28 protein-coding genes and 1 riboswitch are annotated in these 26,310 nt (G+C 65.7%); of the genes, 6 read left to right on the top strand and 22 right to left on the bottom strand.

Going from position 1 to position 26,310, the window contains the following annotated elements; all coding sequences use genetic code 11:
* Nucleotides 1–34 precede the first annotated feature (34 nt).
* Genes menD through CTEST_RS01765 form a run of 3 tightly spaced genes read right to left on the bottom strand, consistent with a single transcriptional unit; the run spans nt 35 to nt 3,141 of the window.
* Nucleotides 35–1,660: a 2-succinyl-5-enolpyruvyl-6-hydroxy-3-cyclohexene-1-carboxylic-acid synthase gene (gene menD / locus CTEST_RS01775; protein WP_047254148.1), complete on the bottom strand. Its 1,626-nt coding sequence runs from the start codon at nt 1,658–1,660 to the stop codon at nt 35–37.
* Nucleotides 1,661–1,671: 11 nt separating this feature from the next.
* On the bottom strand, nt 1,672–2,133 hold the full coding sequence (locus CTEST_RS12990; protein ID WP_052844266.1) for a hypothetical protein: 462 nt from the start codon (nt 2,131–2,133) through the stop codon (nt 1,672–1,674).
* A 9-nt stretch (nt 2,134–2,142) separates the two neighbouring features.
* Nucleotides 2,143–3,141, bottom strand: coding sequence for an o-succinylbenzoate synthase (locus CTEST_RS01765; RefSeq protein ID WP_047252278.1), 999 nt, complete (start codon nt 3,139–3,141; stop codon nt 2,143–2,145).
* Between the two features lie 37 nt (nt 3,142–3,178).
* Here CTEST_RS01765 and CTEST_RS01760 point away from each other — a divergent pair, with 37 nt between their 5' ends.
* The 3 genes from CTEST_RS01760 (at nt 3,179) to menE (ending at nt 5,836) form a co-directional block, all read left to right on the top strand.
* The gene (locus CTEST_RS01760) at nt 3,179–4,114 is read left to right on the top strand and encodes a 1,4-dihydroxy-2-naphthoyl-CoA synthase (protein WP_047252277.1); all 936 of its coding nucleotides are present in this window, start codon (nt 3,179–3,181) and stop codon (nt 4,112–4,114) included.
* Nucleotides 4,114–4,644 (top strand): uridine kinase family protein, encoded by a 531-nt coding sequence (locus CTEST_RS01755; protein ID WP_047252276.1) that lies wholly within the window; start codon nt 4,114–4,116, stop codon nt 4,642–4,644. Before CTEST_RS01760 ends, CTEST_RS01755 begins: the two co-directional genes overlap by 1 nt.
* 73 nt (nt 4,645–4,717) lie before the next feature.
* The gene (gene menE, locus CTEST_RS01750) at nt 4,718–5,836 is read left to right on the top strand and encodes an o-succinylbenzoate--CoA ligase (RefSeq protein WP_083985391.1); all 1,119 of its coding nucleotides are present in this window, start codon (nt 4,718–4,720) and stop codon (nt 5,834–5,836) included.
* On the opposite strand, the gene CTEST_RS01745 is transcribed toward menE, so the two are convergent.
* The gene (locus CTEST_RS01745) at nt 5,833–6,699 is read right to left on the bottom strand and encodes a hypothetical protein (protein WP_047252274.1); all 867 of its coding nucleotides are present in this window, start codon (nt 6,697–6,699) and stop codon (nt 5,833–5,835) included. The two genes, menE and CTEST_RS01745, sit on opposite strands and share 4 nt — an antisense overlap.
* A gap of 119 nt (nt 6,700–6,818) precedes the next feature.
* On the opposite strand from CTEST_RS01745, the gene CTEST_RS01740 reads away from it, so the two are divergent.
* Together CTEST_RS01740 and CTEST_RS01735 are read left to right on the top strand one after the other, a co-directional pair.
* Nucleotides 6,819–7,724, top strand: coding sequence for a 1,4-dihydroxy-2-naphthoate polyprenyltransferase (locus CTEST_RS01740; RefSeq protein ID WP_083985390.1), 906 nt, complete (start codon nt 6,819–6,821; stop codon nt 7,722–7,724).
* The gene (locus tag CTEST_RS01735; protein WP_047252272.1) at nt 7,724–8,659 is read left to right on the top strand and encodes an AEC family transporter; all 936 of its coding nucleotides are present in this window, start codon (nt 7,724–7,726) and stop codon (nt 8,657–8,659) included. Before CTEST_RS01740 ends, CTEST_RS01735 begins: the two co-directional genes overlap by 1 nt.
* Here the strand turns inward: CTEST_RS01735 and CTEST_RS01730 are convergent.
* A complete protein-coding gene (locus CTEST_RS01730; RefSeq protein WP_236686157.1) occupies nt 8,656–8,913 on the bottom strand; it encodes a DUF4229 domain-containing protein in 258 nt (85 codons plus the stop codon). The genes CTEST_RS01735 and CTEST_RS01730 overlap by 4 nt on opposite strands.
* 152 nt (nt 8,914–9,065) lie before the next feature.
* Here CTEST_RS01730 and CTEST_RS01725 point away from each other — a divergent pair, with 152 nt between their 5' ends.
* Nucleotides 9,066–9,389 (top strand): hypothetical protein, encoded by a 324-nt coding sequence (locus tag CTEST_RS01725; protein ID WP_047252270.1) that lies wholly within the window; start codon nt 9,066–9,068, stop codon nt 9,387–9,389.
* Nucleotides 9,390–9,395: 6 nt separating this feature from the next.
* Here the strand turns inward: CTEST_RS01725 and CTEST_RS01720 are convergent, their stop codons facing one another.
* From CTEST_RS01720 to CTEST_RS01640, 17 genes are all read right to left on the bottom strand, one after another.
* A complete protein-coding gene (locus tag CTEST_RS01720; protein ID WP_047252269.1) occupies nt 9,396–9,680 on the bottom strand; it encodes a helix-turn-helix domain-containing protein in 285 nt (94 codons plus the stop codon).
* A 134-nt stretch (nt 9,681–9,814) separates the two neighbouring features.
* Entirely contained in the window at nt 9,815–10,177 is a 363-nt protein-coding gene (locus tag CTEST_RS01715) for a DUF488 domain-containing protein (protein ID WP_047252268.1), read from the bottom strand.
* A 9-nt stretch (nt 10,178–10,186) separates the two neighbouring features.
* On the bottom strand, nt 10,187–10,555 hold the full coding sequence (locus CTEST_RS01710; protein WP_047252267.1) for a VOC family protein: 369 nt from the start codon (nt 10,553–10,555) through the stop codon (nt 10,187–10,189).
* A 74-nt stretch (nt 10,556–10,629) separates the two neighbouring features.
* Nucleotides 10,630–11,646 carry a c-type cytochrome biogenesis protein CcsB gene (ccsB, locus tag CTEST_RS01705; protein ID WP_047252266.1) on the bottom strand — a complete coding sequence of 339 codons (1,017 nt, stop codon included), beginning with the start codon at nt 11,644–11,646 and terminating at the stop codon, nt 10,630–10,632.
* A 106-nt stretch (nt 11,647–11,752) separates the two neighbouring features.
* On the bottom strand, nt 11,753–13,399 hold the full coding sequence (locus CTEST_RS01700) for a cytochrome c biogenesis protein ResB (RefSeq protein WP_047252265.1): 1,647 nt from the start codon (nt 13,397–13,399) through the stop codon (nt 11,753–11,755).
* A 45-nt stretch (nt 13,400–13,444) separates the two neighbouring features.
* Nucleotides 13,445–14,257, bottom strand: coding sequence for a cytochrome c biogenesis CcdA family protein (locus CTEST_RS01695; protein ID WP_047252264.1), 813 nt, complete (start codon nt 14,255–14,257; stop codon nt 13,445–13,447).
* The gene (locus CTEST_RS01690) at nt 14,257–14,850 is read right to left on the bottom strand and encodes a TlpA family protein disulfide reductase (protein ID WP_047252263.1); all 594 of its coding nucleotides are present in this window, start codon (nt 14,848–14,850) and stop codon (nt 14,257–14,259) included. Before CTEST_RS01690 ends, CTEST_RS01695 begins: the two co-directional genes overlap by 1 nt.
* 5 nt (nt 14,851–14,855) lie before the next feature.
* Nucleotides 14,856–15,458, bottom strand: a complete 603-nt coding sequence (locus tag CTEST_RS01685; RefSeq protein ID WP_047252262.1) for a histidine phosphatase family protein — start codon at nt 15,456–15,458, stop codon at nt 14,856–14,858.
* A gap of 11 nt (nt 15,459–15,469) precedes the next feature.
* A complete protein-coding gene (gene hemL, locus CTEST_RS01680) occupies nt 15,470–16,786 on the bottom strand; it encodes a glutamate-1-semialdehyde 2,1-aminomutase (RefSeq protein WP_047252261.1) in 1,317 nt (438 codons plus the stop codon).
* Nucleotides 16,787–16,833: 47 nt separating this feature from the next.
* The gene (locus tag CTEST_RS01675) at nt 16,834–17,148 is read right to left on the bottom strand and encodes a DMT family transporter (RefSeq protein ID WP_047252260.1); all 315 of its coding nucleotides are present in this window, start codon (nt 17,146–17,148) and stop codon (nt 16,834–16,836) included.
* Nucleotides 17,149–17,165: 17 nt separating this feature from the next.
* Nucleotides 17,166–17,230: riboswitch (guanidine-III (ykkC-III) riboswitch) on the bottom strand.
* Nucleotides 17,231–17,242: 12 nt separating this feature from the next.
* Nucleotides 17,243–18,628, bottom strand: a complete 1,386-nt coding sequence (locus CTEST_RS01670; RefSeq protein ID WP_047252259.1) for a protoporphyrinogen oxidase — start codon at nt 18,626–18,628, stop codon at nt 17,243–17,245.
* Nucleotides 18,628–19,692, bottom strand: a complete 1,065-nt coding sequence (gene hemE / locus CTEST_RS01665; protein ID WP_162488750.1) for a uroporphyrinogen decarboxylase — start codon at nt 19,690–19,692, stop codon at nt 18,628–18,630. Before hemE ends, CTEST_RS01670 begins: the two co-directional genes overlap by 1 nt.
* Nucleotides 19,693–19,746: 54 nt before the next feature.
* Entirely contained in the window at nt 19,747–22,374 is a 2,628-nt protein-coding gene (locus CTEST_RS01660) for a heavy metal translocating P-type ATPase (protein ID WP_047252257.1), read from the bottom strand.
* A 23-nt stretch (nt 22,375–22,397) separates the two neighbouring features.
* The gene (locus CTEST_RS01655; RefSeq protein ID WP_144413196.1) at nt 22,398–22,898 is read right to left on the bottom strand and encodes a hypothetical protein; all 501 of its coding nucleotides are present in this window, start codon (nt 22,896–22,898) and stop codon (nt 22,398–22,400) included.
* Nucleotides 22,899–22,907: 9 nt separating this feature from the next.
* On the bottom strand, nt 22,908–23,444 hold the full coding sequence (locus tag CTEST_RS01650) for a hypothetical protein (RefSeq protein WP_052844264.1): 537 nt from the start codon (nt 23,442–23,444) through the stop codon (nt 22,908–22,910).
* The gene (gene hemB, locus CTEST_RS01645) at nt 23,437–24,438 is read right to left on the bottom strand and encodes a porphobilinogen synthase (RefSeq protein ID WP_260452726.1); all 1,002 of its coding nucleotides are present in this window, start codon (nt 24,436–24,438) and stop codon (nt 23,437–23,439) included. The genes CTEST_RS01650 and hemB overlap by 8 nt, the downstream gene beginning before the upstream one ends.
* An 87-nt stretch (nt 24,439–24,525) precedes the next feature.
* The gene (locus tag CTEST_RS01640; RefSeq protein ID WP_047252255.1) at nt 24,526–26,214 is read right to left on the bottom strand and encodes a bifunctional uroporphyrinogen-III C-methyltransferase/uroporphyrinogen-III synthase; all 1,689 of its coding nucleotides are present in this window, start codon (nt 26,212–26,214) and stop codon (nt 24,526–24,528) included.
* Nucleotides 26,215–26,310: the final 96 nt, after the last annotated feature.

Here is a 26,310-nt window from a genome sequence, read left to right as displayed (position 1 = left end):
ACGAGTTGGCGCAGCCGTCGGCGAAGGGTGGCCCTCACAGTCCGACCTGGAGCGCGGCGTGCAGGGCGCGCCGGGAGGCGCGCGTGGTGCGGGCCTCGATGACGCTCAACCCGGCGGGGGTGTCGGTGGTGTCCAGGAGGGCGTCGATAAGCTCTTGGGTGGTGGTGGCCAGCTGGTGGTTGACGCCGTAACCGGCGCACAGATCGCTTATCGACGCCCCGTGGGGCGTACCGAAGGCACGTTCAAAGGAGGCGCGGAACGGCTCAGCGCCGATTTCCAAGGTTTCGAAGATGCCGCCGCCATCGTCGTTGGCCACGACGATGGTGAGGTTTTCCGGGTGCGGCTCGTTGGGGCCGATGAGGAGACCGCCGACGTCGTGAAGAAAGGTGACGTCGCCGATCAGGGCGATGGTGCGGGGGGCGCGGGGCTCATCGGGGTGGGCGGCCTGTGTGGCCAGGGCGACGCCGATGGCTTGGGAGACGGTGCCGTCGATGCCGGCGGCGCCACGGGGGGCGTAGGTGGTGACCCCGTCGAAGGGCAGGCCCACGAAGGACGCATCGCGGACCGGGTTGGACGCGCCGAGCAGCAGGTAGTCATCGGTGCCGAGCGTGTCAGCGACGGCGGCGGCCGCGTGCAGCCCCGTGAAGCCGTGCTCGGGGTCCTCCAGCGCGGTGCGGACGGCGTCGGCGGCGAGATCGGAGGCGGCCTCGCAGATCTTCAACCACTGCTTGCTGGGTTGGCCGGAGGCCTTCACGGTGGTGCCGCGCCGGGAAGTGGGGCGCGGATCGGTGAAATCCGGGGTGCGGCTCAAGGTGATGAGCTCGATGTCCGGGTCGCTCATCAGCGCCAACACATCGCGGTGCATGGTCGGGTGACCCACCACGATGACTTGCTCGGGCTTGGTCTGCACGACGTAGTCGTTGGCGCTGACCTGGGTCTTGCGGAAGATGGCGGCCGCGAGCGGGTGGATGGGGCGGTAGGGGGCGGGGGCGGTCGGCTCGGCAAAGGTGGGGATGTCCTCGAGTCCGTCGACGGCCCAGGCCTCATCGCCAGCGATGACGAGCGTGTTCCGGCTGAGGTCCACCGCCACCTCCCCGTGGTTAACCGGGGAGGGCAATGGGGCGCGGTGCAGGGTGCGGCTCTGGGCGGGCTCGGGGAGCTGCTCGCCCACCAATGGATTGTCCAGCTCGACGTTGAGGTGGACCTGGCCCTGCGAGGTAAAGGCCGAAGCGATCTCGGGGACGTCCTCGCCCTGCGCGACGGTGACGGTCGGAGCATAGACACCGAAGAGGCCGACCTGGTCGATGGTCTGGCTCGCCCCGGTCCCCTGGAGGCGGCGGGGGCGATCGGCACTGATCACCGCGAGCGGGACGTGGGCGTAGTGGGCTTCGATCATCGCGGGCAGAGCGTTGGCCACGGCGGTCCCGGAGGTCATGACCACGCCGACGTGACGTCCCTGCACTCGGGCCATCCCGAGCGCCAGGAACGCGGCCGAGCGCTCGTCCAGACGGACGTGGACCCTGATGTCCGGGCGCGCTAGCAGGGCCAGGCTGAGCGGGGAGTTCCTCGATCCGGGGCAGATCACCACGTCACTGAGGTGACGGGATAGTTGCTCTGCGACCCGCTGGGCCAGTTCCATGGACGGAGGATTGATCGACATGGTGGTCAAGTCTACTGAGCGGGCGCTGGCTCGGCCTCCCCGCCGGTGAGCGAATCGAGCCAGCCGCCGATGTCGGGGAGCTGGGAGGGGATGGCGGTGGGCAGCACGCGTGAGGTTTCCGTGACGGTGGACGTTTGAGTCTGGGTGACCACGCTGGTCACCGTCACCGGTGGCGGGGTGGTGGGGACGGTGGCGCGCTCCTCGGCGAGGTTTCCGGCTGCGGAGCGCCACAGGAAGAAAAACGCCACGGCGGCGAGGACGGCGATGCCGAAGAGGATGCCCAGGAGCATGGAGAAGCCGCCCGATTGTTTCTCCTCGACCAACGGTGCAGGAGGAACAGGTGGAGCAGGTGGCTCGTAGCGGTACTCCGGATCGTTCTCGCCGGGGAAGTACTGGCGCGGTCGCTCCGGCCGAGGGGAGGAGCCGGTGGGGCCCAGGTAGCGGGTCTCGTCGTCGGGGTTGCGCGGAGTCATGCGGCCAGGTTACAGGTACTGGTGAGCCTCCCGGAGGTGCTCGAACCACCAGTCGCGGCGGGTCACAGGGACTGCCAAGGCTGCCAGGCGGTCGTTGTCAGGGTGGACGAGGGCGACGGACAGGTGGCCGTCGATGATGGAGCGGGGTGGGGCGACGTCCTCGACGAAGAGTTGTTGGGTGGCCAGGCCGGCGGCGGCGGGTGGGACGTCCATCTCATCGTCGTCGTTGAGGAGGGGTAGCGCGGCGACGGCTGCTAGGCCAGCGTTCATGCCCACGGCGGTGTCGAGGGCGGAGGCGACGGTGATGTCCATGTGTCGGGCGCGCAGATCTCGAGCCAGGTCGAGCACCCGGCGCACTCCGCCGAGCGGAGCGACTTTCACCACCGCGACGTCCGCAGCCTGCAGCGAGGCCACGCGGTAGGGGTCGTCGGCGCGGCGGATGGATTCGTCGGCGGCGACGCGGGCGAAGATCCCGGAGCGCATGAGTTCGCGGCGCACCTGGGCGAGTTCTTCCACCGTGGCGCAGGGTTGTTCGAGGTAGTCGAGGGGGCCAAGTGCTCGGGCGGCCTCGATGGCTTGGGTCACGCTCCAGCCGCGGTTGGCGTCGACGCGGATGACGGCGCCGGGCCGGGCGTCGCGGACGGCGGCCACGCGGGCGACATCATCAGCCAGCGTCTGCCCGGGCTCGGCAACTTTGACCTTGACCACGCGGCAGCCGGGGAAGCGTTCGAGCACCGCCGCCACCTCCCCGGCCGGCACCGCGGGGATGGTTGCGTTGACTTCCACCGACGAGCGCACGGGCGCGGGGAAGCCGTCGTAGGCGGCTTCCAGCCCGGCGCGCAGCCACGCGGCGGACTCTTGGGGGCCGTAGTCGAGGAAGGGGGCGAACTCGCCCCAGCCTGCGGGGCCGTCGATAAGCAGTGCTTCCCGAGTGTCTACCCCGCGGAATCGCACTGCCATGGGCAGGGCGACGACGTGGGCGCGGTCGAGGATGTCATCGATGTGCATGGCTTAAGAGTAGGTGGACGGGCCGTAGGCTAGGGGCATGGCTTACAGCACAGACAATCCTTTCGACGCCGCGCAGTGGGAGCCCCTCGAGGGCTTCGAGGACTTAAGCGACATTACGTATCACCGGCACGTGGGCGGGGAACGCAAAGATGGCATCGTGCGGATCGCTTTCGATCGGCCTGAGGTGCGCAATGCGTTCCGGCCGCACACGGTGGATGAGCTCTACCGCACGCTCGATCACGCGAGGCGGACTCCGGATGTGGGCGTGGTGCTCATCACCGGCAATGGGCCGAGCGTGAAGGACGGCGGGTGGGCGTTTTGTTCGGGGGGTGACCAGCGGATTCGGGGCCGGTCGGGGTACCGGTACGCATCCGGGGAGACGGCCGATACCGTCGATGAGGCCCGCACGAAGGTGGAGGGTGGGCGGCTGCACATCCTTGAGGTGCAGCGGCTCATCCGCACGATGCCGAAGGTGGTCATCGCCGTGGTTAATGGGTGGGCGGCCGGTGGCGGGCATTCGCTGCATGTGATTTGTGATCTCACCATCGCGTCCCGCCAGGAGGCCCGCTTCAAGCAGACTGATGCCGATGTGGGGTCTTTCGATGCCGGTTATGGCTCCGCCTACCTCGCCAAGCAGGTAGGCCAGAAGTTCGCGCGGGAGATCTTCTTCCTCGGCCGGACCTACGATGCGGAGACGATGCAGCGGATGGGCGCGGTCAACATCGTCGCCGATCATGCTGACCTGGAGAAGGAGGCCATCCAGGTCGCGCGGGAGATCAACGGCAAGTCCCCGACAGCGCAGCGCATGCTCAAGTTCGCCTTCAACCTCACCGACGATGGTCTCATGGGCCAGCAGGTGTTCGCGGGTGAGGCCACCCGCTTGGCGTACATGACCGACGAGGCCGTCGAGGGCAAGGAGGCTTTCCTGCACAAGCGCGACCCGGACTGGGACCAGTTCCCCTTCTATTACTGATGCTGACCCGTCTATCCCTCCCTCCCCGCGCCGTGCTAGCGATTGACGGCCACGGGGCCAGCGGCAAGACCACGCTGGCCCGTCAGCTGGCCACCAAACATGGCGCGGCATGCGTGGTGGGCACCGATGATCTCGCCTGGCACCACTCATTCTTCGACTGGGCTGACCTGCTTATCGACGCCATCCTTATCCCCTACCGCGCCGGCCACGCGGTGTCCTACCGCCCACCGGGATGGGTAACTATGGACAGGGCAGGGTCGATCGAGGTCCCGGCAGATACTCAACTGCTCATCGTCGAGGGCACCGGGGCAGGCCGCCTCGAGGCCGCCGAGTACGTCGACGCGCTCATCTGGGTGGACGTCGACCTGGATGTCGCCCGCGAGCGCGGCCTGGCGCGAGATGTCGACAGCGGTGTCAACGGCACCCGGGAGGAGGCCGAACGCTTCTGGGACGAGTGGATGGCTGAGGAGATCCCCTTCCTGAACCAGCACCGGCCCTGGGATCGCGCCGATCTCATTGTAGGCCGATGACTGAGGAGATTTCGGAGATGTCAGAGATGTCCCTGCCCAGGTGGTCACAGGTTTCCCGCTAGTATCAACGCACGTGACCCACCGCCTGGAACCCCTCGTCGTCGATCCGCGCGACCCCCGCGCCATTCTGCCGTCGCTGGAGGCGGCTATCGCCGGGCAGCGCACCCTTTTGCCGGTGCCCGCCGATGATCCGGCTCGGGCCGCGCTGCTCCAGGATTCGCAGCGGGCGGGCCGCCCCATTTCCCCGGACATCGCCGTGGTGGTGGCCACGTCCGGGTCGACGGGCACCCCGAAGGGCGCGCAGCTTAGCCCCCTCAACCTCGTGGCCAGCGCCGATGCCACGCACCAATTCTTGGGCGGTGAGGGCCAGTGGATGTTGGCGATGCCGGCCCACCACATCGCGGGTCTGCAGGTGCTGATGCGTTCGCTCGTCGCCGGGTGGGATCCCATTTGTGTAGATCTGAGCACCGGGTTCCACATCGGCGGCTTCGCCCGGGCGGCCGCTCAGGTGCGGGGACGGGCCTACACGGCGCTCACTCCCCTGCAGCTGGCCAAGGCGATGGATTCTCTGCAGGGCATCGAGGCACTGCGGGTCTTCGACGCAATCCTCATCGGCGGTGCGCCGCTCAACCCGCAGTTGGCGAAGGCGGCGGCCGACATGCAGATCACGCTGGTGACCACGTATGGCTCCTCGGAGACCTCGGGCGGTTGCGTCTACGATGGCCGCCCGCTGCCCGGCGCGCAGGTCCGCGTCACGCAGGGTCGAATCCACCTCGGCGGGCCGACGATCGCCCGCGGCTACCGCAATCACCCGCAGCACCCGGCATTCGCGGAGGAGGGCTGGTTCGCCACCTCCGATACTGGGATGCTTATCGACGGCCGGCTCACCGTCACCGGTCGCCTCGACACCGTCATCGATTCCGGTGGTTTAAAACTCCACCCGGAGGTGCTGGAGCAGGCGATGCTGCGGATCCCCGGGGTGTCGGGGGCCTGTGTCGTCGGGGTCCCGCACCCCCGCCTGGGGCAGGCCATCGTGGCGGCATACTCCGGGACGGCGACGGTGGCCGAGGTCCTTGAGGGGCTGGATGACCTGCCCCGCTGGCAGGTGCCGAAGGAACTTCGGCATGTTGCGGACCTGCCGCTGGCGGGGCCGGGGAAGGTGGACCGGCGGGGCGTCGAAAAGCTGTTTTAATCCTCTTCCGCCGAGGCAGCCACCAACCGGGCGATGTCCTCGGGCGTGTACACCCGGGCGATCTGCTCATCGTTGCCGCCCATGAGGGTATTGCCGATGACGAGCGCGCCGCCCTGCGTGCTGGGCACGACCGCAAAGTTGCGGGGATGCGCATAGACCTGCCGGATGGGGTGGCCTGAGCGCAGCGCGCACACATGCAACCACACATCATCGGCGCGGGGCGTGAGCTGCTGGAACTGATCCCCCTGCTCAACGACGTAGGAAATGTAGGAGCTGGGGTAGAGCACGCCGGAGACACCCGTGGCGAAGTGGAGGAAAGACGCCCGGCTGGTATCGGCGGCGCTCCACTTAACGTAGGGCAGCAGGCGACCGTGCCGAAGCTCGATGCGATGCGCGCGATAGGCGATGACCACATCGTTGCGCAGCTCGCCGATAAACAACAGTCGCTGGAGGAACCACTCCGGGTAGATCATGTCGTCATCGACGGTGACCACGCGGGTGGTGGTGCCAGCGACCGCGCGGAACTGATTCCAATACTTGGTGTGCGGCCCGTAATTGCCATCCGAACACCGCACCTGCAAGCCCCGCCTGACCAGCCGTTTCAGGCCAGCGGGCAGCTCTTTGTCGAAGTCCCCCTGGTCCAACCACAACACGATCGGCGCCCGGGCATCGCCGCGGGCAATGGATTCCACCGTGAAGTGCGCGCGCTTCAGGCGATCCCCATGCGACGTCAGGGAGATAACGACGTCTCCGCTGTGGGGAATGGGATCCCGAGAAAAGCGATTACGCCACGTCAACGGGATCATCCGCAGCAGGGTGAACAGGAAGCTCACCACCTGGCCCAACACGTACGTCAACCACATCCCTGCGCTCAACCCTTCTACTTCGGTGCTCAGACTGGTCCCAACCCTACGTCCGGAGCGGCCCCTGCGCCTGCCGAGCCCAGGCACCCGGATAGGAAAAGCTCGGCCCATGAAGGACAATGGGGCGCATGCTCGAAGATCATTCCTCGCCAACAGCCACGCCGCGGGATTGGTGGCAGGCCGCCCGCCCGCACACCTGGCCCAACGCCTTCGCCCCCGTCATCGTGGGCTCGGGTGCTGCAGCCTACGCCGGTGGTTTTTCGTGGTGGCGAGCCTCCCTGGCGCTCATCGTGGCGTGGGCGCTCATCGTGGGCGTCAACTACGCCAACGACTATTCCGACGGCATCCGCGGCACCGATGAGGACCGGACCGGGCCGACCCGCCTCACGGGTGGGCGCCTGGCGAAGCCGCAGCACGTCAAGATGGCCGCGTTCCTCGCCTTCGGCGTCGCGGGCGTGGCCGGCATCGCGCTATCGCTGTCCAGCGCCTGGTGGCTCATCCTCGTTGGCGCGCTCTGCATCGCGGGAGCGTGGTTTTACACCGGTGGGAAAAACCCCTACGGCTACCAGGGTCTCGGCGAGGTGGCGGTGTTCATCTTCTTCGGCCTGGTCGCTGTGCTGGGCACCGAGTACACCCAATCCGGCTCCGTGAGCTGGATCGGCCTGGCTTGCGCGATATCCATTGGGGCGATCTCCTCCTCCGTGAACCTGGCCAACAACCTGCGCGATATCCCCACCGATACGGCGTCCGGAAAGATCACCCTGGCGGTGCGCCTCGGTGATCGAACAACCCGCTACCTTTACTCCGCGTTGGCCCTCACCCCGTTTGTCATGTCCCTGGTCATGGCCGCGGAACTGCTTCCCCTCCTCCTGGCCATCCTCGCCCTCCCTCTGGCGCTGAGCGGAGTTGTCCTCGCGCTGCGCGGGGCGCGCGGAATGGAGCTCATTCCGCTCATCAAAACCACCGGCCAGGCCATGCTCATGTGGGCCGTCATCACCGCCGTCGTCCTGGCTTTGAATTCCTAATGACGGGCGTGATCACGGGCTTCGCCATCATCCTGGCGGTCATTGCCACCGGCATGCTGCTCGCGCGCTTCGGCGTGATCAAGGACGACCGGGAGCGCCTGGTGCTCAATCGGGTGGCGTTCTACGCCGCCTCCCCGGCGCTGCTGTTCACCTCGGTGGCCAACTCCGATGCATCGACACTGGTGTCACCGGTCATTGCGGTCATCGGCTTATCGACGCTCGCGACATCCGCCGTCTATCTCGCCGCTTCAGCGGCGTTCTTCCGGCAGGATGTGCCGACGACGACGATGGGCGCGGCGTCGGCAAGCTATTTTAATTCCGTCAACATCGGCCTGCCCGTGAGCGTGTACGTCCTCGGGGAGGCGACCTACGTGGTGCCGGTGTTGGTGCTGCAGATGGTGGTGTTTACCCCGTTCGTGCTCGCCGGGCTGGGGTCCGCGGATGCCGGCGGCCGATCCTTAGCGGCAAAGATCGGGGCGTCGATGCGCTCGGCGCTGCTCTCCCCCATCGTGCTCGGTTCCCTGCTGGGCCTCATCGTGGCGGTGGCGGACATCAACATCCCAACCCCGGTGATGACTCCCCTGGTGATCCTCGGCGGGGCATCCATCCCCATGATCCTCATCAGCTTCGGTGCCTCCCTGCGCAATACGGCACCCCTGGCATCACCGGCGGATCGACCGGGCACCGTCGTGGCTACGAGCCTCAAGCTCTTAGGGATGCCCGTGCTCGCCTGGCTCATCGGACTTGGCCTCGGGCTGGATGACACGCAGCTCTACGCCGCCGTCATCCTCGCCGCGCTACCGACCGCCCAGAACGTCTACAACTACGCGGCAACCTACCAACGCGGAATGATCATGGCGCGCGACACCGTCTTCCTCACCACCTTCGGGTCCTTGCCCGTGATGCTGGCCATCGCGCTACTCTTCGGGCGCTAGCGGGATTCGAGCTCCCGCTTCACCCACTCCTTCCGAGCCTTCCGCTCCTGCGACCGCGCCGCCACCGACGCCGTCGCCTCAATGCGCAGATTCTTGAACACGAGCATGGACAGCGGGAACGCCACCAACAACGCCAACAACGCCGACATCATGAGCGGCACCGGGGCATCAATCGCCACCGCCGCCAGCTGAATGAGCACCGTGAGGCCCAAAAACAGCAACAAGCGCGCCCCACCGTACTTAAGCAGGGCCATATTGGCGCGGCGCGAAACCTCCGGGTCGAGGGCTGGAGGCTGGTTCGAGTTGTCCTGGTCAGTCACACCCATGAGCTTACTCAACGATCCTGGGGCGGCAGGCAGCCAACTGTCGTGGCACCGTAGAGTGGAGAACAAAGAAGGAGGAACTCATGGGACGTCTACTACTGCTCCTGCTCATCGTTGCCGCTGTCATTTTGGTGTGGCGGGCCTTCCGACCCTCCACCTGGAACCGCAACCAAGTCGCCGCGCCGCCCCGCCAGATCAAGGGCCCGGACGATGACGAAGAGTTCTTGTGGAACATCGAGAAAAACCGCTTCAAACGCCGCCGCGCCCAAGAGGCCGCCTCCAAAGAGGAAGAAGAGCGGATGAAGCGCGCCCGGGAACGCTACCTCGAGCACGAGGACGATTCACCCGACCCCAAGCCGGACAGCGACAGCAGCGATGAACCCAGCGACAACTCGGGAGAAAAATAGCCTGGACTAATTGGACGTTGGCTGGCCGTTGACAGCGCCATTGTCAACGAAGGTGAGGCGCAGACCAAGAGCGTGCGCCACGGCGGACACAATCTCCCAGCGGACGCCCGCGCCGCCGTGCTCAATCGTGTGCAGGGTCGACCGCGATACCCCAGCCGACTTGGCCACTTCCTGCTGGAGCCGACCCGAAGCACGTCGCTTCTCCGCCAGAACGGCACCCAGGGCGATGAGTTCCGGGTCATCGCCCGCAGGCTTGCCAATCTTCTTCCGGGGGACGGATTTTCCAGTCATTCGCTCCTCCTTAGAGGTAGACATGCTTCGACGAGCTGATGGCCAGCGAAGATTCGCCACACAACGTGGAGACCTTTGATACCTCCGAGCGTAGACCGCTCTACTAGTTTTTGCCTGAAAAGTTCTAGGGCGTTCTATGTAGCCGTACTGCTGGCCGCCTCTAGGGCCGCCAACAAAACCGGGATGTGGCTGTGCTCCTCGTCCGACACGGCGGTCAACAGTGTCACGGTTGCGGCGCTGAGGCCAGCGACGAAATTCTCCGCAGCGTGGGACGCCTTGAGCTCCTGCCGATAACGATGAGCAAACTCCTCATAGGTGATCTCCCCATGATGAAAAGACGACCGTAGTTCGCTTGAGGGAGTCAGCTCCTTCTCCCATAGAACCAGATGGGCCCGCACCTTGGACATCCCCCGCGGCCACAACCGATCCACCAACACGCGTAACCCGTCGTCGGCGCTGGGGGCTTCGTAGATTCTCTTGACGCGGAAATCAGTCATAGGGCCATGTTAACGATCACGCGAGGAAAGAACACAGAACTCATTTCCCTCCGGGTCCGCCAGCACCGTCCACGTCACGGCCTCTTCGTCCTGACCAACATTGACCCGCGTGGCCCCCAACCGAAGCAGCCGATCAATCTCCGCCTCCCGATCCTGCGAGACGTGCGCCGCAAGATCGAGGTGAAGACGATTCTTGACGGCCTTGGGCTCTGGGACGGGCACAAACACCCAGGCCTGGGCTCGCTCCCGCCAGATGGCCACATCCTCGACCGGCTCTTCGCTCACGTGGGGCGGGAGGATGACTGCCTCCTCAGGTGTGTCATAGACCAACGCCCACTCCAGAGCCTCAGCCCACCAACGAGCAAGCGCCTGCGGAATATTTGCGGGATTTCGGACCTAGATCCGCGCCGGGCAGCGTGCTGGTTGCTACCGCTTACCTGTCCTGACCTGGCCTAATTCAGCCCGGCGTAAGAGTGCAGGCCAGAGACCACCATGTTGATGAAGAAAAGGTTGAAGATCATCGTGGCCAGGGCCAGGATGTTGATCCAAGCGGCCTTGTAGTCGCGCCAACCGGCCGTAGCGCGGGCATGGAGGTAGGCGGCGTAGAGGATCCAGGTGATGAAGGAGACCGTTTCCTTGGGGTCCCAGCCCCAGAACCGACCCCAGGCGGCTTCGGCCCAGATCGCGCCGAGGACGACACCAAGTCCGAAGATGGGGAGGGTGAAGATGGCGGACTTGTAGGCCAGGGCGTCGAGCTTCTTGGCGCTGGGGAGTGGCTTAGCCAGGGCGCCGAAGAATCCACGTTCTTGGCCACGCGGCTGCCAAATGCGCAGCAGGTACAGCAGGGAGGCGATGCCGGAGAGCATGCCGATCGAGGCGCCGATGGAGACGGTGGACACGTGGATCGGGAACCAGAAGGACTGGAGGGCTGGCACGACGGGGGCAGCGTCGGAGTAGAGCTTGGTGCCGCCGAAGAACATGAGGGCCAAGACCGGGACCAGCAGCCAGGGCCAGACGATGCGCCATTCTTTGCGTTGGATAACGATGGCGGCGCCGACCATGGTGAAGCCGGTGATGACGAGGACGTACTCGTAAAGGTTGCCGAAGGGGAAACGATCGGTGGCCAGACCGCGCATGACCGCGGAGGCCACGTGGACCACGACGCCGAGCCACACGAGAGATTGGGTCATGCCGCCCCACTTGTTGGCGGAGGCTTCGCGGCGATGGAGCTCGTCCTCGGTGATGGCCTCAGTAGCAACCTCGGCGCTTTCCTCGGCGGAGTCCGAGCTCCCCGCACCGACGGTGACCAGCTGCTTGGATTCGACATCACTCAGTGCCCGGCGGGCGTCAACGACCCCGAGCATCTTGACGTAGTAGACCATGGACAGCACGAGGGCGGCCAGGTAGATGATGAGCGCCGTGATGAACGCGGTGTCGGAAAAACTGGCGAGAGTCTGATTGACAGGCATGGACTCTTAAACACCCTCACAGTCGGTGGAGCTAGGCAGATACCTTTGTGAGGCTACCCCACGCTACCGGCCGCTTCCAACTTTTGATGGATGAGATCAGCGGGGATTAATCGCGGTCATCGTACAGCCCATCTTCGTCGTCCAACTCGTCGGGATCGGGCAGGCCGAGGAGCTCCCGGTGGATCGCCTCGAACTCGCTGCCCCATCCGGCGCGGTCGGTCCGGGCGAGGCCACCGAGCTCGACGAGCGTGGTGCCATCGTCAGCCGGGCGCAGGCGCACCCAGATGCGGCGGCGCTTGATCACCAGGGACCCAACGAGGGAGGCCAACATGATTGTTGCGGTGACCAGCACCCACGGTTGGAAGGGGTCGCGGGAGATTTGGTAGTTGGCGAATTCGCTGGCGCCGTCGAAGGTGACCACGGTGCCGTCATCGAGGGTGACGGAATCGCCCTGGCTGAGGTTGACTCTTTCGATTTTTTGCAGCTGACCGGAGTGCATGAGCGAGGGGTCGAGGCTGAAGATGGACTGGGCGCGGCCGGTATCCAGGCCGGCATCGCCGCGGTAGATGTCGATGGCCACGGCCGGGTCGCGCATCGCCGGGTACTGGGAGGTGAGCAGCTCGCCTTGTTCGCCATCCCACTGCGCCGTGGGGGCAAACAGGCCCTGGATGGCGATTTGGTTCTGGCGGCGCTCATAGAGGTCGGGGTACATGCCGGCGGGGGGATCGAAACGCATGACGCCGGAGGAGAGGAAGAAGGTCGGATCGTCGGGGCGCCACTGGATGGTCTGGGTGCGGGATTCGCCGTCCGGCCAGGTGACGGTGAAGCTCGGGGCGTAGCCGTGGCCTTGGAGGTAGATGCGGTCACCCTCGATGCGCAGCGGGTGGTTGACCTTGAGCTGGTAGTCCTCCCACTGGTCCTTCGGCGTGAGGATGTCATCCCCGGCCGCCCAGGAAATGTTCGAGGTGAACATCTCGGCCTGGCCGTTGGGGAGGTAGTCCGCGGAGAAGTCGTGGGCGTCGAAGCAGAAGGTGGTGAGCCCGGTGCCGTCGAACAGCGCCCCGGCGCGGAAGGAGTCGAAGTTAGCGGTGGAGGTGTTGCAGAACTCCGTGTTTTGGGTGATCTCCGGGGTCTCATAGTTGCCGGACTCGGTCACGACGATGACCTGGCCTTCGTAGTAGACCAGGCGGCCGGCGGCGATGGTGATGAGCATGCCCACCAACCCGAGGTGGAAGAGGAGGTTGGCTACCTCCCGGCCGTAGCCTCGTTCGGCGGCGAGGGAGAAGGCGCCCGCCCGGTCCTCCGACGGCTGGTACTCCGAAACGTGCCACTTCTTTAACAGGCGGCGGGCATCGGTGGCCACCTCGTCGAGGGGCTTGTCGGAAACACCGGTGGCGTGCAGTGGCAGGCGGTGAAGGTTTTTCGGCGCCCGGGTGGGCGGGGTGTTCATTGCTTTCCAATGATCCCAGGTGCGCGGAAGGATGCAGCCGACGAGGGAGATGGTGAGGAGGACGAAGATGGCGACGAACCAGACGGAGGAGAAGACGTCGAAAAGCTGTAGTTTGTCGTAGATCTCAGCGAGACGGCCATTGTTGGCGATGTACTCGGTGACGTTTTCTTCGTTGAGGCTGCGCTGCGGCAGCAGGGCGCCGGGGATGGCGGCGATGGCCAGGAGGAACAGCAAGACGAGGGCGGTGCGCATGCTGGTGAGCCAGTGCCAGGCCTTGTTGAGGTAGGTGACTACGATCCGCATCGGGTTGTGTTCCATTCCTAGATTGATTGTTGATCCGCCATCCGGCTAGATCAAGGTTGCACCGTACTCCACGGTCCACTGTCGCACCCAGTTGATGAACTCCGCCCAGGCGCCGGTGACCAGGGCCAGGCCGACGAGGATCATGAGCACTCCGCCGGTGATCTGGATGGCGCGGGAGTGCTTGCTCATCCATCCGACGGTGCGCATCGCTCGGGCTGAGCCCAGCGCCACGAGCAGGAAGGGCAATCCCAATCCGAGGCAGTAGCCGACGATGAGGATGACTCCTCGGGCCGCGGTCATGCCTTGCGTACCGGCGGATACCGAGATGATGGCGGCCAGCGTCGGCCCGAGGCACGGGGTCCAGCCGAGGGCGAAGACTCCGCCGAGGAGTGGGGCCCCGAGCCAGGTGGTCCAGCGTTTCGGGGCCATGCGGGTATCGCGCTGGAGCATGGGCACCATTCCCATGAACACGATCCCCATGAGGATGGTGATGACTCCGCCGACCCGCATGAGGGTCTCGGCGTTGAGCGTCAGCGCGCTGATCGCCCCGAACACCGTGACCGTGGCCAGGACGAACACCACGGTGAAGCCGAGGATGAACAACAATGCGGCACTGGCCACCGCCCATTGCCTTTTCTTAGCGACGACCGGCCCATGCTTGCTGTCCATGGTCATCTCACCGCCGACGATGCCCGCCAGGTACGACATGTACCCCGGCACGAGGGGGACGACGCAGGGGGAGGCGAACGACACCAATCCCGCCGCTGCGGCGGCGAGGATGCCCAACAACAGTGGGCCGGAGGCGGCGGCGTCGGCAAATTGTTGTCCCACTCCCTGGGCCAGTACAACCTCCACCATTAGGCCTCCTGGGCCAGGGGTAGCGCGACATCGAGAATGTCGCTGGAGGTGACCTCCCGGAGGAAGACGGCCGCCGGGCGATGCTGCTTATCCAACACAATCGTCGTCGGGATGACTGAGGCCGGTACGCCACCGAGGACAGCGGCGGTCCTAAACGGCGGGTCATAGATCGACGGGTAGGTCAGGCCGTTGTCGGTGAGGAAGTCCTGCGCGATCGTCTGGTTGTAATCGCGCACGTTGATGCCCAGGACGGTGCCGCCCACCTTCTGCAGCTCCTCGTGGGCGATCTGCAAATCATCGGCCTCGGAACGGCACGGTGCGCACCACTGCCCCCACGCGTTGAGGACCACGACTTCCCCGGCGTAATCGTCGAGGCTGATCTCTTGGCCCTCCTCCGTCAGGGAGGCACCAGTGAAGGTGGGCAGCGGGGCGCGCTCGGACTCCGGGTAGAAGATCTCTACCTGGCCGCCCGGGGAGTGGAATTGGAAGGTCCCCCCGACGGCGACGGCATTCTTCGCAGCGTCACTATCAGCGGTGCAGGCGCTCAGGGTCAAAGCCGCGGCGATCACCACGGACACGGTTTTCAGGCGCATCCTCGTCAGATTTCCTTCGCGGGTGTGGAGTAGAAAATGTCAGTGAGCTGGTCACCATCGAACACCAAGGAGGTGACGGAGGCGAGGTCGCATTCCCGCCCGGCGTGCGCCAACGGCAGGTCACGCGCACTGCGTTGAACCATGACGATGGGCAGCTGGTGGCTGATGAGGATGGCCTCGTGCCCCTCGGCCTGGGCCCGCGCCCGCTCGACGGCCTTCATCATGCGATCAGCGATGTCGACGTAAGCCTCCCCCCAACTCGGTTCAATGGGGTTGAGCATGAGCGGCCACCGCACCGGGTTCCACAACTGGGAACGCCAGCCTTTGGTGCGCAGGCCCTCGAAGCGGTTGCCCGCCTCGACGATGTCCTCGACCGTGTCTACCTCGAGCCCGGTGATCTCAGCGAAGGGCTCGGAGGTCTCCTGCGCCCGCTGCAGGGGCGAAGCACCCAGGTAGGTGACGTCGTGGCCCTCAAAGGAACGGGCCGTGCGGGCAGCCTGGGAACGCCCCCGCGAGGACAGGTGATAGCCGGGGATCGTTCCGTACAGGATCTTCTCGGGATTATGGACCTCGCCGTGACGGACAAGGTGGACGATCGTGGTGCTCATGGAGGGGTTCCTTAGGCAGTTGCTGCGGCGGCGGCCTGCGAGGCGGGGACGAGGGCGCTCTCAATCCTCTTGAAATCATCGTCGGTCAGGGCGGTGGACACAAACCAGGTTTCAAACACGCTCGGCGGGGCGTAGACCCCGTGGTCCAGCAGCGCGTGGAAGAAGGGCGGGAAGCGGAACGTGTCCGCTGCCTTCATCTCATCGAAGTTATGCCCCGGCCCTTCGGCGAAACGGATGGAGAACATCGTGGCGGCGCGCTGGATGTGGTGGGCCACGCCCTCCTTGTCCAACGCGCTGGAGATGAGCCCCGCCAGGCGGTCAGCGTTGGCGTTGAGCACCGGGTAGATGTCCTCGCTGGCCAGGCGTAGCGAAGCCATTCCGGCGGCCATCGCCACCGGGTTCCCGGAGAGGGTGCCGGCCTGGTAGACGGGGCCGTTGGGAGCGAGGTGCTCCATGATGTCGCGCCGGCCACCAAACGCTGCGGCGGGTAGGCCACCGGAGACGACTTTGCCAAAGGTGGTGAGGTCACCGGCCACACCATCGACGCCGAACCAACCAGAGTACGAGGTACGGAAGCCGGTCATCACCTCATCGAGGATGAGCAGGGCGCCGTTGGCATGGGCCAACTCCTTGAGCGCGGCATTGAAGCCGTCCTGCGGGGCGACCGTCCCCATGTTGCCGGCGGAGGCTTCCGTGATGATGCAGGCGATCTCACCCGGGTGGTCATCGAAGGCGCGTTGCACGGCCGCGAGGTCGTTGTAAGGCACAACGATGGTGTCCGCCGCCGATGCCCCGGTGACGCCCGGGGAGTCGGGCAGCGCGAAGGTCGCGACCCCGGAGCCCGCGGAAGCGAGGAGCGCATCAACGTGCCCGTGATAGCAGCCATCAAACTTGATGATCTTGGCCCGGCCGGTAAAGCCGCGCGCCAGGCGCACGGCCGACATGGTGGCCTCGGTGCCGGAGTTGACCAACCGCACCTCCTCGACGCTGGTGCGATCGACGATCATCTGCGCCAATTCGGTTTCAGCGTTGGTGGGCGCGCCGAAGGACAGCCCCTTGGTCACGGCCTGCTGCACGGCTTCCACCACCTCCGGGTGGGCGTTGCCGTGGATCATCGGGCCCCACGAGCACACCAGATCCACGTACTCGTTGCCGTCAACATCCCGTAGGCGGGACCCCGAGGCGGACTCAATGAACCGGGTTTGGCCGCCGACGGAACCGAAGGCCCGCACCGGGGAGTTCACGCCGCCGGGGATGAGGGCGCGGGCGCGCTCAAAAGACTGGGCAGACGCGGTGGTGTGGGCTGAGGTCACATCGGCGGTAGTCATGGGTACTCATTGTAGGGGGTAAGGCGGGGTAATCCATATGGTGGGGGCTACCCCACCACCTTGAGGCCGATGATGCCGCCTACGACCATGAGCAGGAAGAGCACCTTGAGCACGCTGACAGCCTCCTGGCCAGTGGCAAAGGAGTAAACGACCGCGAGTGTGGCGCCGACGCCGACCCACACCGCGTACGCGGTGCCCAGGGGGAGGGTCTTGAGGGCCCACGCGAGCCCGCCCATGGAAATCACCAGGGCAACAACGAACACGAGGGACGGCCCAAGGCGACTGAAACCAGCCGACCTGTCCAGGGCGATGGCCCAGACAGCCTCGAAGGCACCGGAGACGAGCAGAATGATCCAGGACATAGTCACGACAACATCTTTCTGGCCGTCTTGTCGCGACTCCGGGTACGGCTCCCTCGTCCGGGCCCCACCATGGTGGCGAGGCTGTGGTATCAGATCAGCCTAGCAAACGGGCGACGGCAGCGCGGGCGTCCGCAATAACGGCCGGAACTCCCACTCCCCCGGCCCAGGCCCCGGTGACCTCAACCCCCGGCACTGAGGCGAGCTCGGAGCGCACCGCCTCCACGGTGGCCAGGTGGGTCTCGTCGTAGCGGGGTAGCCCGCCGAACCAGCGCTGGACGTAGATTTCCGCCAGCCCGGCCTCCCGGCCGTCGAACCCAGTGACCGTCTGCAAGTCATCGAGGGCCCAATCAACCAGGTCATCTTCGTCGGCGCGCACGATCTCGTCCTCGCCGAAGCGACCGAAGCTGGCGCGCACGAGGGCTCCGCCACGCTCCCCGAGGTGGGGCCACTTTTTCGACGACAACGTGAAGGCCTTCGCCCGCACATCCGGCTCATCGGCCGCGACGAGCACGCCGGAGTTATCCGGCAGTCCTGCGGAAGAATCGAACTTCATGCCCACGACGACGGACGAAGCCAGCTTGATGGACTTCAACGCAACCGAGGCCTCTGGGGATAACGAACGCAGGAGCATCGCGGTCGTCGGGGCCGGGGTGGCAAAGACAACGCGGTCGTAGGTTCCCTCGCCCGCCCCGGTGATGGTGAAGCCGCCGACCCCGCGGGTCACGCCGGAGACGAAAGCATCGAGGTGAATGTCGGCGCCGGATGCCTCCGCGAGGGCCTCGTAGACCACGGCGTACCCGCCGTCGAAGGAGGCGAACACCGGCTTCGGATCGCCGCTGGGAGCCGGTCGCTGCGACTCCACCCGCGCCACCGCCCCGGACAAGGTGACCTTCTCCCCCGCCGTGGCCAGCGCATCAAAGGCCGCCGCCAGCTGCGGCACCGTCGCGCGCACGCCGAGGTCATCGGCCAGGCAGGAGTACACGCCACCGAGGAGGGAGGACACGACGCGGTCAACGACCTCATCCCCGTAGCGTTCGCGCACCAAGGCGCCGAGGTTGAGGTCCCCACCGACGGGCCAGGCGATGGTGTCCTGGTCCCCCTCGGCGTCGATACGCGCGGCGGACTCGGCGGACACGAGGTGCGCGACCGGCTCCGAGCTCGACGGAATACCCATGACGCCCACGGCGGGCAGGGGGTGCGTCTGGCCGCCGGAGTACACCAGCGAGCGCAACCCCGAGGGATAGCGCAGCAGCTCGCCCAGCCCCAGCTCCTCAAAGTAGGCGGTCGCGTCCGCCCGGAAAGCGAGGTAGGCCTCCGCGCCCATGTCCGTCGGCCCGGAGGCGAAGGGCACGGTGAACAGCTTGCCGCCAATGCGGTCGTCGGCTTCGAAGACGTCGATCGTGGCGTCAGCGTCCGCGCGGCGGATCTCAGTAGCAGTGACGAGGCCGGCCAAGCCGGCTCCGATGATGGCGTAGCGCACTAGTTTTCTCCGTGAACGATGGCGACGGCCTCGGTGATGGCCTCCGCCGGGGTGTTGGGCAGGACGCCGTGGCCGAGATTGAAAATGTGGCCGGTGGCATGACCGGCAGCAATGGCGGCGGCGGCTTCGGACGTGATGCGCGCGACCTCCTGCTCCACCACGCTACGCCCGGCAAAGAGCATCGCCGGATCGAGGTTGCCCTGCAGCACCTTCGGCCCGCTCACGGCGTTGATCCGCGCGGCAGCGGTGTCTAGCGGGACGCGCCAATCCACGCCCATGACCTCGGAACCGGCCTCGCTCATCGCGCCGAGCAGCTCGCCGGTGCCCACCCCGAAGTGGATGCGGGGAATGCCGGCGTCCTCGATAGCGCCAAGAATCTCCGTCGAATAGGGCAGCACAAACTCGCGGTAATCGCGCTCGGTGAGGAACCCCGCCCAGGAATCGAACAGCTGCATGGCGTCAATACCGGCGTCGATCTGCAGCTGCAGGAAGCGAATAATCGTCGGCGTCAGCCGCTGCATGAGGGCGTGCCACGTCTCGGGCTCGCCGTGCATCATGGCTTTCGTCTTCTCGTGGTTCTTGCTCGGCCCACCCTCCACCAGGTAGCTGGCCAGCGTAAACGGCGCGCCCACGAATCCGATGAGCGCCTGCGAATCAGTCAACTCATCAAGGATGATCTCAATGCCAGCGGTCACTTCCGGCACGTCCGACTCCAGGATTGCCAGCTTATCGACGTCCGCCCGACTCCGGATGGCTTCATCCATCACCGGTCCGCGCCCGGCCACAATCTCCACTCCGACGCCGGCCGCTTTCAGCGGCACGACGATGTCGGAGAACAAGATCGCGGCGTCAACATCGTGGCGGCGCACCGGCTGCATGGTGATCTCCGCCAACAGTTCCGGCATGAAACAGGAATCGAGCATGTCGATCCCTTCCCTCACCTGCCGGTACTCCGGCAGGGAGCGGCCGGCCTGGCGCATGAACCAGACGGGCGTGCGGGAGGGGGTGCGGCCGGGGACAGCGGCGTCGAGAAGCGGGGCGTCGTTGAGGGTGCGGCGAGTCATACCGTCCATTGTGGTCCATAAGTTGGATGGGGCCTAAACGGAAGCGGGCACGACCTAGCGGCGGAAGACTCGCGCCCGGTTGGAGCGGGCCTCGATGATGAGCGAGGAACCAAGCATGAGCACCGTCGCCGCCATCGGATGCAGCACGCCCGCGATCGACGCCAGCACTGCCAAGCCGTTATACGTCCAGGCGAAGACGATATTGCGGTCAATGATCCGGCAGATGCGGCGACAGTGGACGATGAGCTGTGGGACTCCCGTGACGTCCGGGCGCAACACGATGGCATCAACGTCCGGGTGCTCCGAATGGGCGATCCGATCAACCTGCGAGTCAGTGCCCATGAGGATGCCCACATCGGCTACCCGCAGGGAACTGAGCACCGACACATCACCGACCATGCCGACAGTCGCCCCGCGAGTATGCACCGAGCGCACCGCCTGGGCCTTCTTGCCGGGGGCGATGCCCGCAAGAACGTGATCGATGCCGATGCGGTCGGCGATCCGACGCGCAACGGGATAGGTGTCGCGGGAAAGCATCATCGTTTCCACGCCCATGTCACTGAGCTCCTGGATCGCAATCTCCGCATCATCCTTGACCGTATCGCGCAGGGTGATCACTCCCCGATCGCGGCCCTTCCAGCGCACGACCAGTGGCGTACCGCCCGAAATGGCTGCCGCCGCCAACCGGCCGTGGAGCTGAGACATGTTGAGCGGGCGCCACAACCGGGCCTCCATCTGCTGCATGCTCACGTGCCCGTTGTCGTCGGTGACCGGCAGCTCGATGAGGCCCCGGAAGTCGCCCTCCGGGCCGATCTCGAAGTGGCTGACATCGATCCAATGGGGAACTTCTTCGCCACCGGTACCAAAGTCGCGGGCCTCGCGGGCCGCTTTGACCAGGGCGCGGGAGACCGGGTGATCCGACTCCATGGCGAGGGCACCCGCCACCCGCAGCACCAGTTCGGGGTTCTCCCCCCGGTCGGCCGTCACCGTCTCAATTGCCATGGCCGTCTCCGCGAGGGTGCCCACGCGATTGAAAATCACCGTATCGATGTTTTCGATCACCCGCACGATGCTGCCATCACGAATGAGCACACCGTTACGAGCCGCGGATTCAATACCATTGCGGATCGCCAACGCCGGCGACAACGCGATCGCCACCGGCGCAACGGAGGCGAGCACCGCCAACGACGTGGCAAACGCGGCGTTGAAGTTACCGGCGATAAGCGTCCACAACATGAAGTCCAGGATGGCGATACCAAACGCCGCGGGGATGAGCATTGCGGCCGTGCGAGTAGACAGCAGCGTTGACTGGATCTGCTTCTGGTTCGCGGCGGACACCCAGCGACGGATCGCGGTGAGGCGCGTGCCGTGCCCGGTGTAGGCGGCCCGAACTTTGATGCGCCCCTGCAGGTTCTTCGTGCCGGCGTAGACGTAGGAATTGACCTTGACGTCCTGAACATCTTCGGGCCCCGAGCCGAACAATCCGGGCGAGGCCATGCACGACCCGCCCACTACCTGGCCGTCGACGGGAACGATCTGCCCCTGCTCAATCATGATGTCGTCGCCGACATTGACCTCCTGCAGCGGAATCTTCTCCCTTGACCCGCCTCCGGGTTCGCCGCCGGAGCCCTTCTTCTGCACCACTTCGACCAGCTCGTGGGGGCTGGGTCGGCGGGCGTCCAGCTCATCCAGCAGGCTGACGCGGCTGCGCATGGTGAGCAGTCGGCCCACCAGCAGCAGCACCGTCATGCCGCAGGCGACGTCGAGGAACAACTCGCCGTCGACAATGCGGTTTTGGTTGAACGCAAACCACGATGGTGTTGTCTGCCAGCCAAGATCCCCGGCTGGGGTGAAGATGAGCATCATCAACGACCAGATGGTGGCAGCAATAATCGCGACAGAGCTGGCCGCATCAAGCGCGGTGAGCCCGCGGCGCACACCTCCGACCATCGCCCGGTGGAAGGGCCACGCCCCCCACGTCACCACCGGCAACGCCAAGCCGAGGGTCAGCCACTGCCAACCGTCGAATTGCAACGACTGAAAATAGGTGAGCGCCAGCACCGGCACGGTGAGCACGATGGTGATGATCAACCGGGTGGGGGTGAGCAGGTCTCGCGCGGTGAACAGGATGTCTTGGCGCCCCCGGGCATCGGGGTCCCGCAGGCTTTCGGGGGAATTGTTCAAAAACCCGGCGAGACGGGCCCGCTCCTGAATCCTGGCTTCCTCCTCCAGGTGGCGGCGGAACTTCCACGACATTGAAGAGCGTCGGCGCGTGGGACGAAGTTCCGGTCGCTGCGTCAGCGGCCCCTCCCCCGAGTGGGAGTGCATGATTCGGCGGCGCAGGGAGCCATCGGTGAGGACCGCGCCGATGTCAAAACCCTCGATGACGCGCACGAGGTCGTTCGGATCGACGGTGTCGGGGGCAGTGACCCAGGCGGTGGCGTTGGGATACACCAGGCGGGCCCGCACCCCGGGGATCTGTTCCAGGGCGGCCTCGATGTTTGCGATGTCAGGGGCGTTGTCTAATCCGGTGAGGTCGAAGGCGTAGGAGACCTTGGGGCGCTCAGAAGGGTCGGTGGGGCGGGTGCGCTCGTCATCGATGTCGTTGAACCCGGCTGCGCGGGCAGCGGTCCGTGCCTCGGCGATCGCCGAGGAAACGTCATCGTCATAGCGGTTGTTCATGATTCGAAGACTAGTAGGCTCGGCTAGTTTCGGCCGTTGGCGCGGGCAAAGTAGCGATTGGCGGCCGGGCGGAAAACCAAGAACGCGGCCACGGCGAGGAGGATAACGATGAGGATCATGGCCAATCCGCCGACCTGAATGGCAAAGGCCGCCACGTTGCAGAACACGGCCAGGGCGATGACCACGATAAGTACCCGGCGCGAGATGAGTCCCCCGGATTTCAGCTGCGCGGCCAGCGCCGCGACGAGCACGCCGGCGACGATGTTGAAGATGGCGACGAAGCGGACGTTGCGGTGGAAAGCCTCGATGACCTCCGGCGCAGCTCCCACCCGATCCCCATCTGGCACGGCGACCATCACCAGGCCGGAGAAGATCATGAGGATCGCCGCCGCGACGCATACCCAGTAGCCCCAGCGCAGCACCGACGGCCAGGATCCATCAGCCGGATCGGAGGCGTCGCCGCCACGCAGGCGCCGGTTGGGGTCATCCGGCGAACGGTACATTCCGGGGAACATGCTGGGCATGGTCGTGTCTCAGCTCCTGTCTTTAGCCGTGGGCAACTCGCGGGTCCACGTGAGCGTGTCTTCCTTGAATGTCAGGAACACTCCCATGACGGCGGCGACACCGACGAGGATCTGCACGATGCCATCTACGACATACAGTGCCACGGGTACGTCCGTTCCGCCCGGTGTGACCAAAAACAGCATCATGACGCGGAAGCCGAAGTAGAAGCCGAAGACCAGCAGCATGCGGCGGGCGGTGGCGGCGAAGCGGGATTGGCGCCAGAGGGCAAAGATCATCCACACGAGCAGGCCCATGATGCCCAGGCTTACCGCGCCCATGAGCAGCACCGAGCCATACGCCGCGACGCGCACGCCGGTGTCCCCGATCGTTTCGAGTTGCTGGGGGTCCATCCGGTCCTTGGCGGTGGCGATGAGCGCCGAGGGGTCGATGAAGGTGATGATGACGGTGAGGATCTGGTGGAGCACTTCCCCGCCGACGGCGAAGGAAAACAGCCACACCATGAGCCGCACGGACTCTGGTTGGGTGGGCTTATCGGCGTCAGACATGAAGCACCTTAGCGGCGTCGGTGGCGAAGTAGGTGAGGATCTGGTTCGCCCCGGCCCGCTTGATGGAGGTCAGTGATTCCATCATCACGGCGTCGAGGTCGATCCACCCGTTGCGGCCAGCGGCCTGGATCATCGCGTATTCACCGGAGACTTGATAGGCGGCGACGGGCACCGGGGAAACATCGGCGACGGCGCGCAGCACATCGAGGTACGGCAGGGCGGGCTTGACCATGACGAAGTCGGCGCCCTCATCGATATCAAGCTCGACCTCGAGGAGGGACTCGCGGAGGTTGGCGGGGTCTTGCTGGTACGTCCGGCGATCGCCCTCCAGGGAGGAACCGACCGCCTCGCGGAAGGGACCGTAGAAGGCGGAGGCGTACTTGGCCGAATACGCCATGATGGACACATCCTGGTGACCGGCATCATCCAGCGCCTCCCGGATGGCCAGGACCTGGCCGTCCATCATCCCCGACGGGGAGACGATGTGTGCCCCGGCGTCGGCCTGGGCCACCGCCATCTGTTGGTACCGGGTCAGCGTCGCATCATTATCGACGACCGTCCGTCCCCACCGGTCCTGCCCCACCACGCCGCAGTGCCCGTGGTCAGTGAATTCATCGAGGCAGGTGTCGGCCATGATGAGCAAGTCATCACCGAACTCCGCGCGCAGTTCGTGCAGGGCGCGGTTGAGGATGCCCTTCGGGTTCCAGGCCTGCGAACCATCCGCGTCTTTGTCGGCGTCGAGCGGGACTCCGAAGAGGTCCACGCAGCGCACCCCGACATCGAGCGCCTCATGGGCGGCAGCCTTCAAGGAATCAAAGGTGTGCTGTTGGACCCCCGGCATCGACGAGATCTCCCGCGGGGTGCCGAGCCCATCGGCGATGAACATCGGCAAGATGAGGTCGGCGGGGCGCAGGGTCGTCTCGGCGACGAACTCCCGCATCGCCGGATTGAGCCGTAAGCGACGCGGCCGACGGGCGGGAGTGGGGACGGGCAGTGAGGAAGAATGCTGGTCAGTCACAGCTAGGGCTTGACCTTTCCGGAAGGCGAGTACTTAGACCGCCATCATAGTGCCCGCCGCAAATCAGTCCTGCTCTACGGCCACCGGCTTGCGACGCGCCCGGCGCTTCTTCTTCGGCGGCGGCAGCTGGCCGGCGGCACGGAGGTTGGCCACGTGGTGGGCCAGGGCGTCGACCAGATCGGGGACCTCGGCGGTAGCGGGAACAACGTCAACGCGCAGACCCATCTCCTTGGCAGTGGCCTCCGTCATGGGACCGATGCAGGCGATGATGGTGCGCTGGTGCGGCTTTCCTGCAATACCCACGAGGTTTTTCACCGTGGAGGAAGAGGTGAAGCAGACGGCGTCGAAGCCACCGGACTTGATCATCTCGCGGATCTCCGCCGACGGCGGGGCGGCGCGGACGGTCCGGTAGGCGACGACATCGTCGACCTCCCAACCGGCCTCCACGAGGCCGTCGACAAGCACATCGGTGGCGATGTCAGCGCGCGGCAGCAACACCCGACCCACCGGGTCCAGCTCCTCAACATAGTCGGGGAACACCTCGACCAGCCCGGCGGCGTTCTGCTTCGTCGACGGCGGCAGCAGCTCCGGCGTCATCCCCAGCTCACGGATCGCCTCCGCGGTCTTCGAACCGACGGCGGCGAGATGCACACCAGCGAAGGAACGGGCATCGAGCCCGAACTCGTTGATCTTCTCCCACACCGCAGCGACCGCGTTGACCGAAGTGAACACGACCCACTGGTAGCGGCCCTCAACGATGCCCTTGATCGCCCGCTCCATCTGGGCGGGGTTGCGCGGCGGCTCGACCGAGATCGTGGGCACCGACTGCGGGATCGCGCCGTAGGAGGACAGCCGCGCGCTCATCGACGCCGCCTGCTCCTTCGTGCGCGGCACGAGGACACGCCAGCCGTACAGCGGGCGGTTCTCCCACCAGGAATACTTGGTGCGATCATCCACCCCCTTGCCCAACGTGACCACCAGCTGTCCGCCCAGCTCCACATCCAGGCGGCCCAAGGTAGCCAGCGTGGCATCATGGGTGCGCTGCAGGCGGGTCGTGCCGTTGACCGTGACGGACACTGGAGTGTCCGGGCTCATGCCCCGGGAAATGAACTCCGACGCAATCGTGGTCAGGTTCTCATCAGCGGCCTGCAGCACCAAAGGCTGCGGTGCGCTGGCCAGCTGATCCCAATCAACATTGTTTTCGGTGACATCGGTTTCCGTGTACGTCGACCCCAGCGCGATACCCGCGAAGGACGGCACCGTCGACGGCAAGGACATCCCCGGCACGACCTGAAACTCCAGGCCCAGACCAGCGACCGCGGCGATCTCCGCCATCGTCTGATCCCGGGTCAACGGGTTGCCCGTGACCAGGCGGATCACATCGCCCTTGTCCTCGGCGAGGGCATCCCGCAACTGCGCGGCCACCTCATCGGGGGTAGAGCCGACGGGCTCACGAATATCAGCAGCCGTGGGCTCAGCCGGGCGCGCCGGACGACGACGCGCACCGGCCTCCTTAGCTTCCGCGCAGATGCGCTCGTATTCCTTCTCCGCGGCATCCAGCTTCTCTTGGGGTACTGGCAGTCCGGCAGCCACGACTTCACGCACGCCTGGGAGGACGGCTGCATCTGTCACGGCGATGATCGCCGAAGAGAGCACCTCGCGGGCACGGATGGTGAGTAGATCGGGGTTGCCAGGGCCAGCGCCAACGAAGACGACCTTTCCCGGCTGGGAGGTCTGGGGAGCCATGCTCATACGGATCTTTTCTACAGTCGATGGTTACAATCACAACAGGTCAAGACACAAATGCGCGCCCTTCGCTGCAACCGCCGTTCCCATAAAGGGGGCCAT

The sequence above is a fragment of the Corynebacterium testudinoris genome (assembly GCF_001021045.1).
GTDB lineage: Bacteria > Actinomycetota > Actinomycetes > Mycobacteriales > Mycobacteriaceae > Corynebacterium > Corynebacterium testudinoris.
Note: the sequence above shows the minus strand (reverse complement) of the source record. Positions and strands in the feature narration are given on the sequence as shown.

Bases quoted from the DNA above. Each gene is read 5' to 3' on its own strand.
- CTEST_RS01685 (WP_047252262.1), bottom strand. From the start codon at position 15,458: ATGAGCACCACGATCGTCCACCTTGTCCGTCACGGCGAGGTCCATAAT.
- CTEST_RS01690 (WP_047252263.1), bottom strand. From the start codon at position 14,850: ATGCGCCTGAAAACCGTGTCCGTGGTGATCGCCGCGGCTTTGACCCTG.
- CTEST_RS01720 (WP_047252269.1), bottom strand. From the start codon at position 9,680: ATGACTGGAAAATCCGTCCCCCGGAAGAAGATTGGCAAGCCTGCGGGC.
- menD (WP_047254148.1), bottom strand. From the start codon at position 1,660: ATGTCGATCAATCCTCCGTCCATGGAACTGGCCCAGCGGGTCGCAGAG.
- CTEST_RS01640 (WP_047252255.1), bottom strand. From the start codon at position 26,214: ATGAGCATGGCTCCCCAGACCTCCCAGCCGGGAAAGGTCGTCTTCGTT.
- CTEST_RS01655 (WP_144413196.1), bottom strand. From the start codon at position 22,898: ATGCCCAGCATGTTCCCCGGAATGTACCGTTCGCCGGATGACCCCAAC.
- CTEST_RS01730 (WP_236686157.1), bottom strand. From the start codon at position 8,913: ATGGCCCTGCTTAAGTACGGTGGGGCGCGCTTGTTGCTGTTTTTGGGC.
- CTEST_RS01700 (WP_047252265.1), bottom strand. From the start codon at position 13,399: ATGCGGATCGTAGTCACCTACCTCAACAAGGCCTGGCACTGGCTCACC.
- hemE (WP_162488750.1), bottom strand. From the start codon at position 19,692: ATGACTCGCCGCACCCTCAACGACGCCCCGCTTCTCGACGCCGCTGTC.
- hemL (WP_047252261.1), bottom strand. From the start codon at position 16,786: ATGACTACCGCCGATGTGACCTCAGCCCACACCACCGCGTCTGCCCAG.
- CTEST_RS01660 (WP_047252257.1), bottom strand. From the start codon at position 22,374: ATGAACAACCGCTATGACGATGACGTTTCCTCGGCGATCGCCGAGGCA.
- CTEST_RS01725 (WP_047252270.1), top strand. From the start codon at position 9,066: ATGGGACGTCTACTACTGCTCCTGCTCATCGTTGCCGCTGTCATTTTG.
- CTEST_RS01760 (WP_047252277.1), top strand. From the start codon at position 3,179: ATGGCTTACAGCACAGACAATCCTTTCGACGCCGCGCAGTGGGAGCCC.
- ccsB (WP_047252266.1), bottom strand. From the start codon at position 11,646: ATGCCTGTCAATCAGACTCTCGCCAGTTTTTCCGACACCGCGTTCATC.
- CTEST_RS01740 (WP_083985390.1), top strand. From the start codon at position 6,819: ATGGGGCGCATGCTCGAAGATCATTCCTCGCCAACAGCCACGCCGCGG.
- CTEST_RS01765 (WP_047252278.1), bottom strand. From the start codon at position 3,141: ATGCACATCGATGACATCCTCGACCGCGCCCACGTCGTCGCCCTGCCC.
- CTEST_RS01755 (WP_047252276.1), top strand. From the start codon at position 4,114: ATGCTGACCCGTCTATCCCTCCCTCCCCGCGCCGTGCTAGCGATTGAC.
- CTEST_RS01675 (WP_047252260.1), bottom strand. From the start codon at position 17,148: ATGTCCTGGATCATTCTGCTCGTCTCCGGTGCCTTCGAGGCTGTCTGG.
- CTEST_RS01735 (WP_047252272.1), top strand. From the start codon at position 7,724: ATGACGGGCGTGATCACGGGCTTCGCCATCATCCTGGCGGTCATTGCC.
- CTEST_RS12990 (WP_052844266.1), bottom strand. From the start codon at position 2,133: ATGACTCCGCGCAACCCCGACGACGAGACCCGCTACCTGGGCCCCACC.
- CTEST_RS01715 (WP_047252268.1), bottom strand. From the start codon at position 10,177: ATGACTGATTTCCGCGTCAAGAGAATCTACGAAGCCCCCAGCGCCGAC.
- CTEST_RS01695 (WP_047252264.1), bottom strand. From the start codon at position 14,257: ATGGTGGAGGTTGTACTGGCCCAGGGAGTGGGACAACAATTTGCCGAC.
- CTEST_RS01745 (WP_047252274.1), bottom strand. From the start codon at position 6,699: ATGTGGTTGACGTACGTGTTGGGCCAGGTGGTGAGCTTCCTGTTCACC.
- CTEST_RS01650 (WP_052844264.1), bottom strand. From the start codon at position 23,444: ATGTCTGACGCCGATAAGCCCACCCAACCAGAGTCCGTGCGGCTCATG.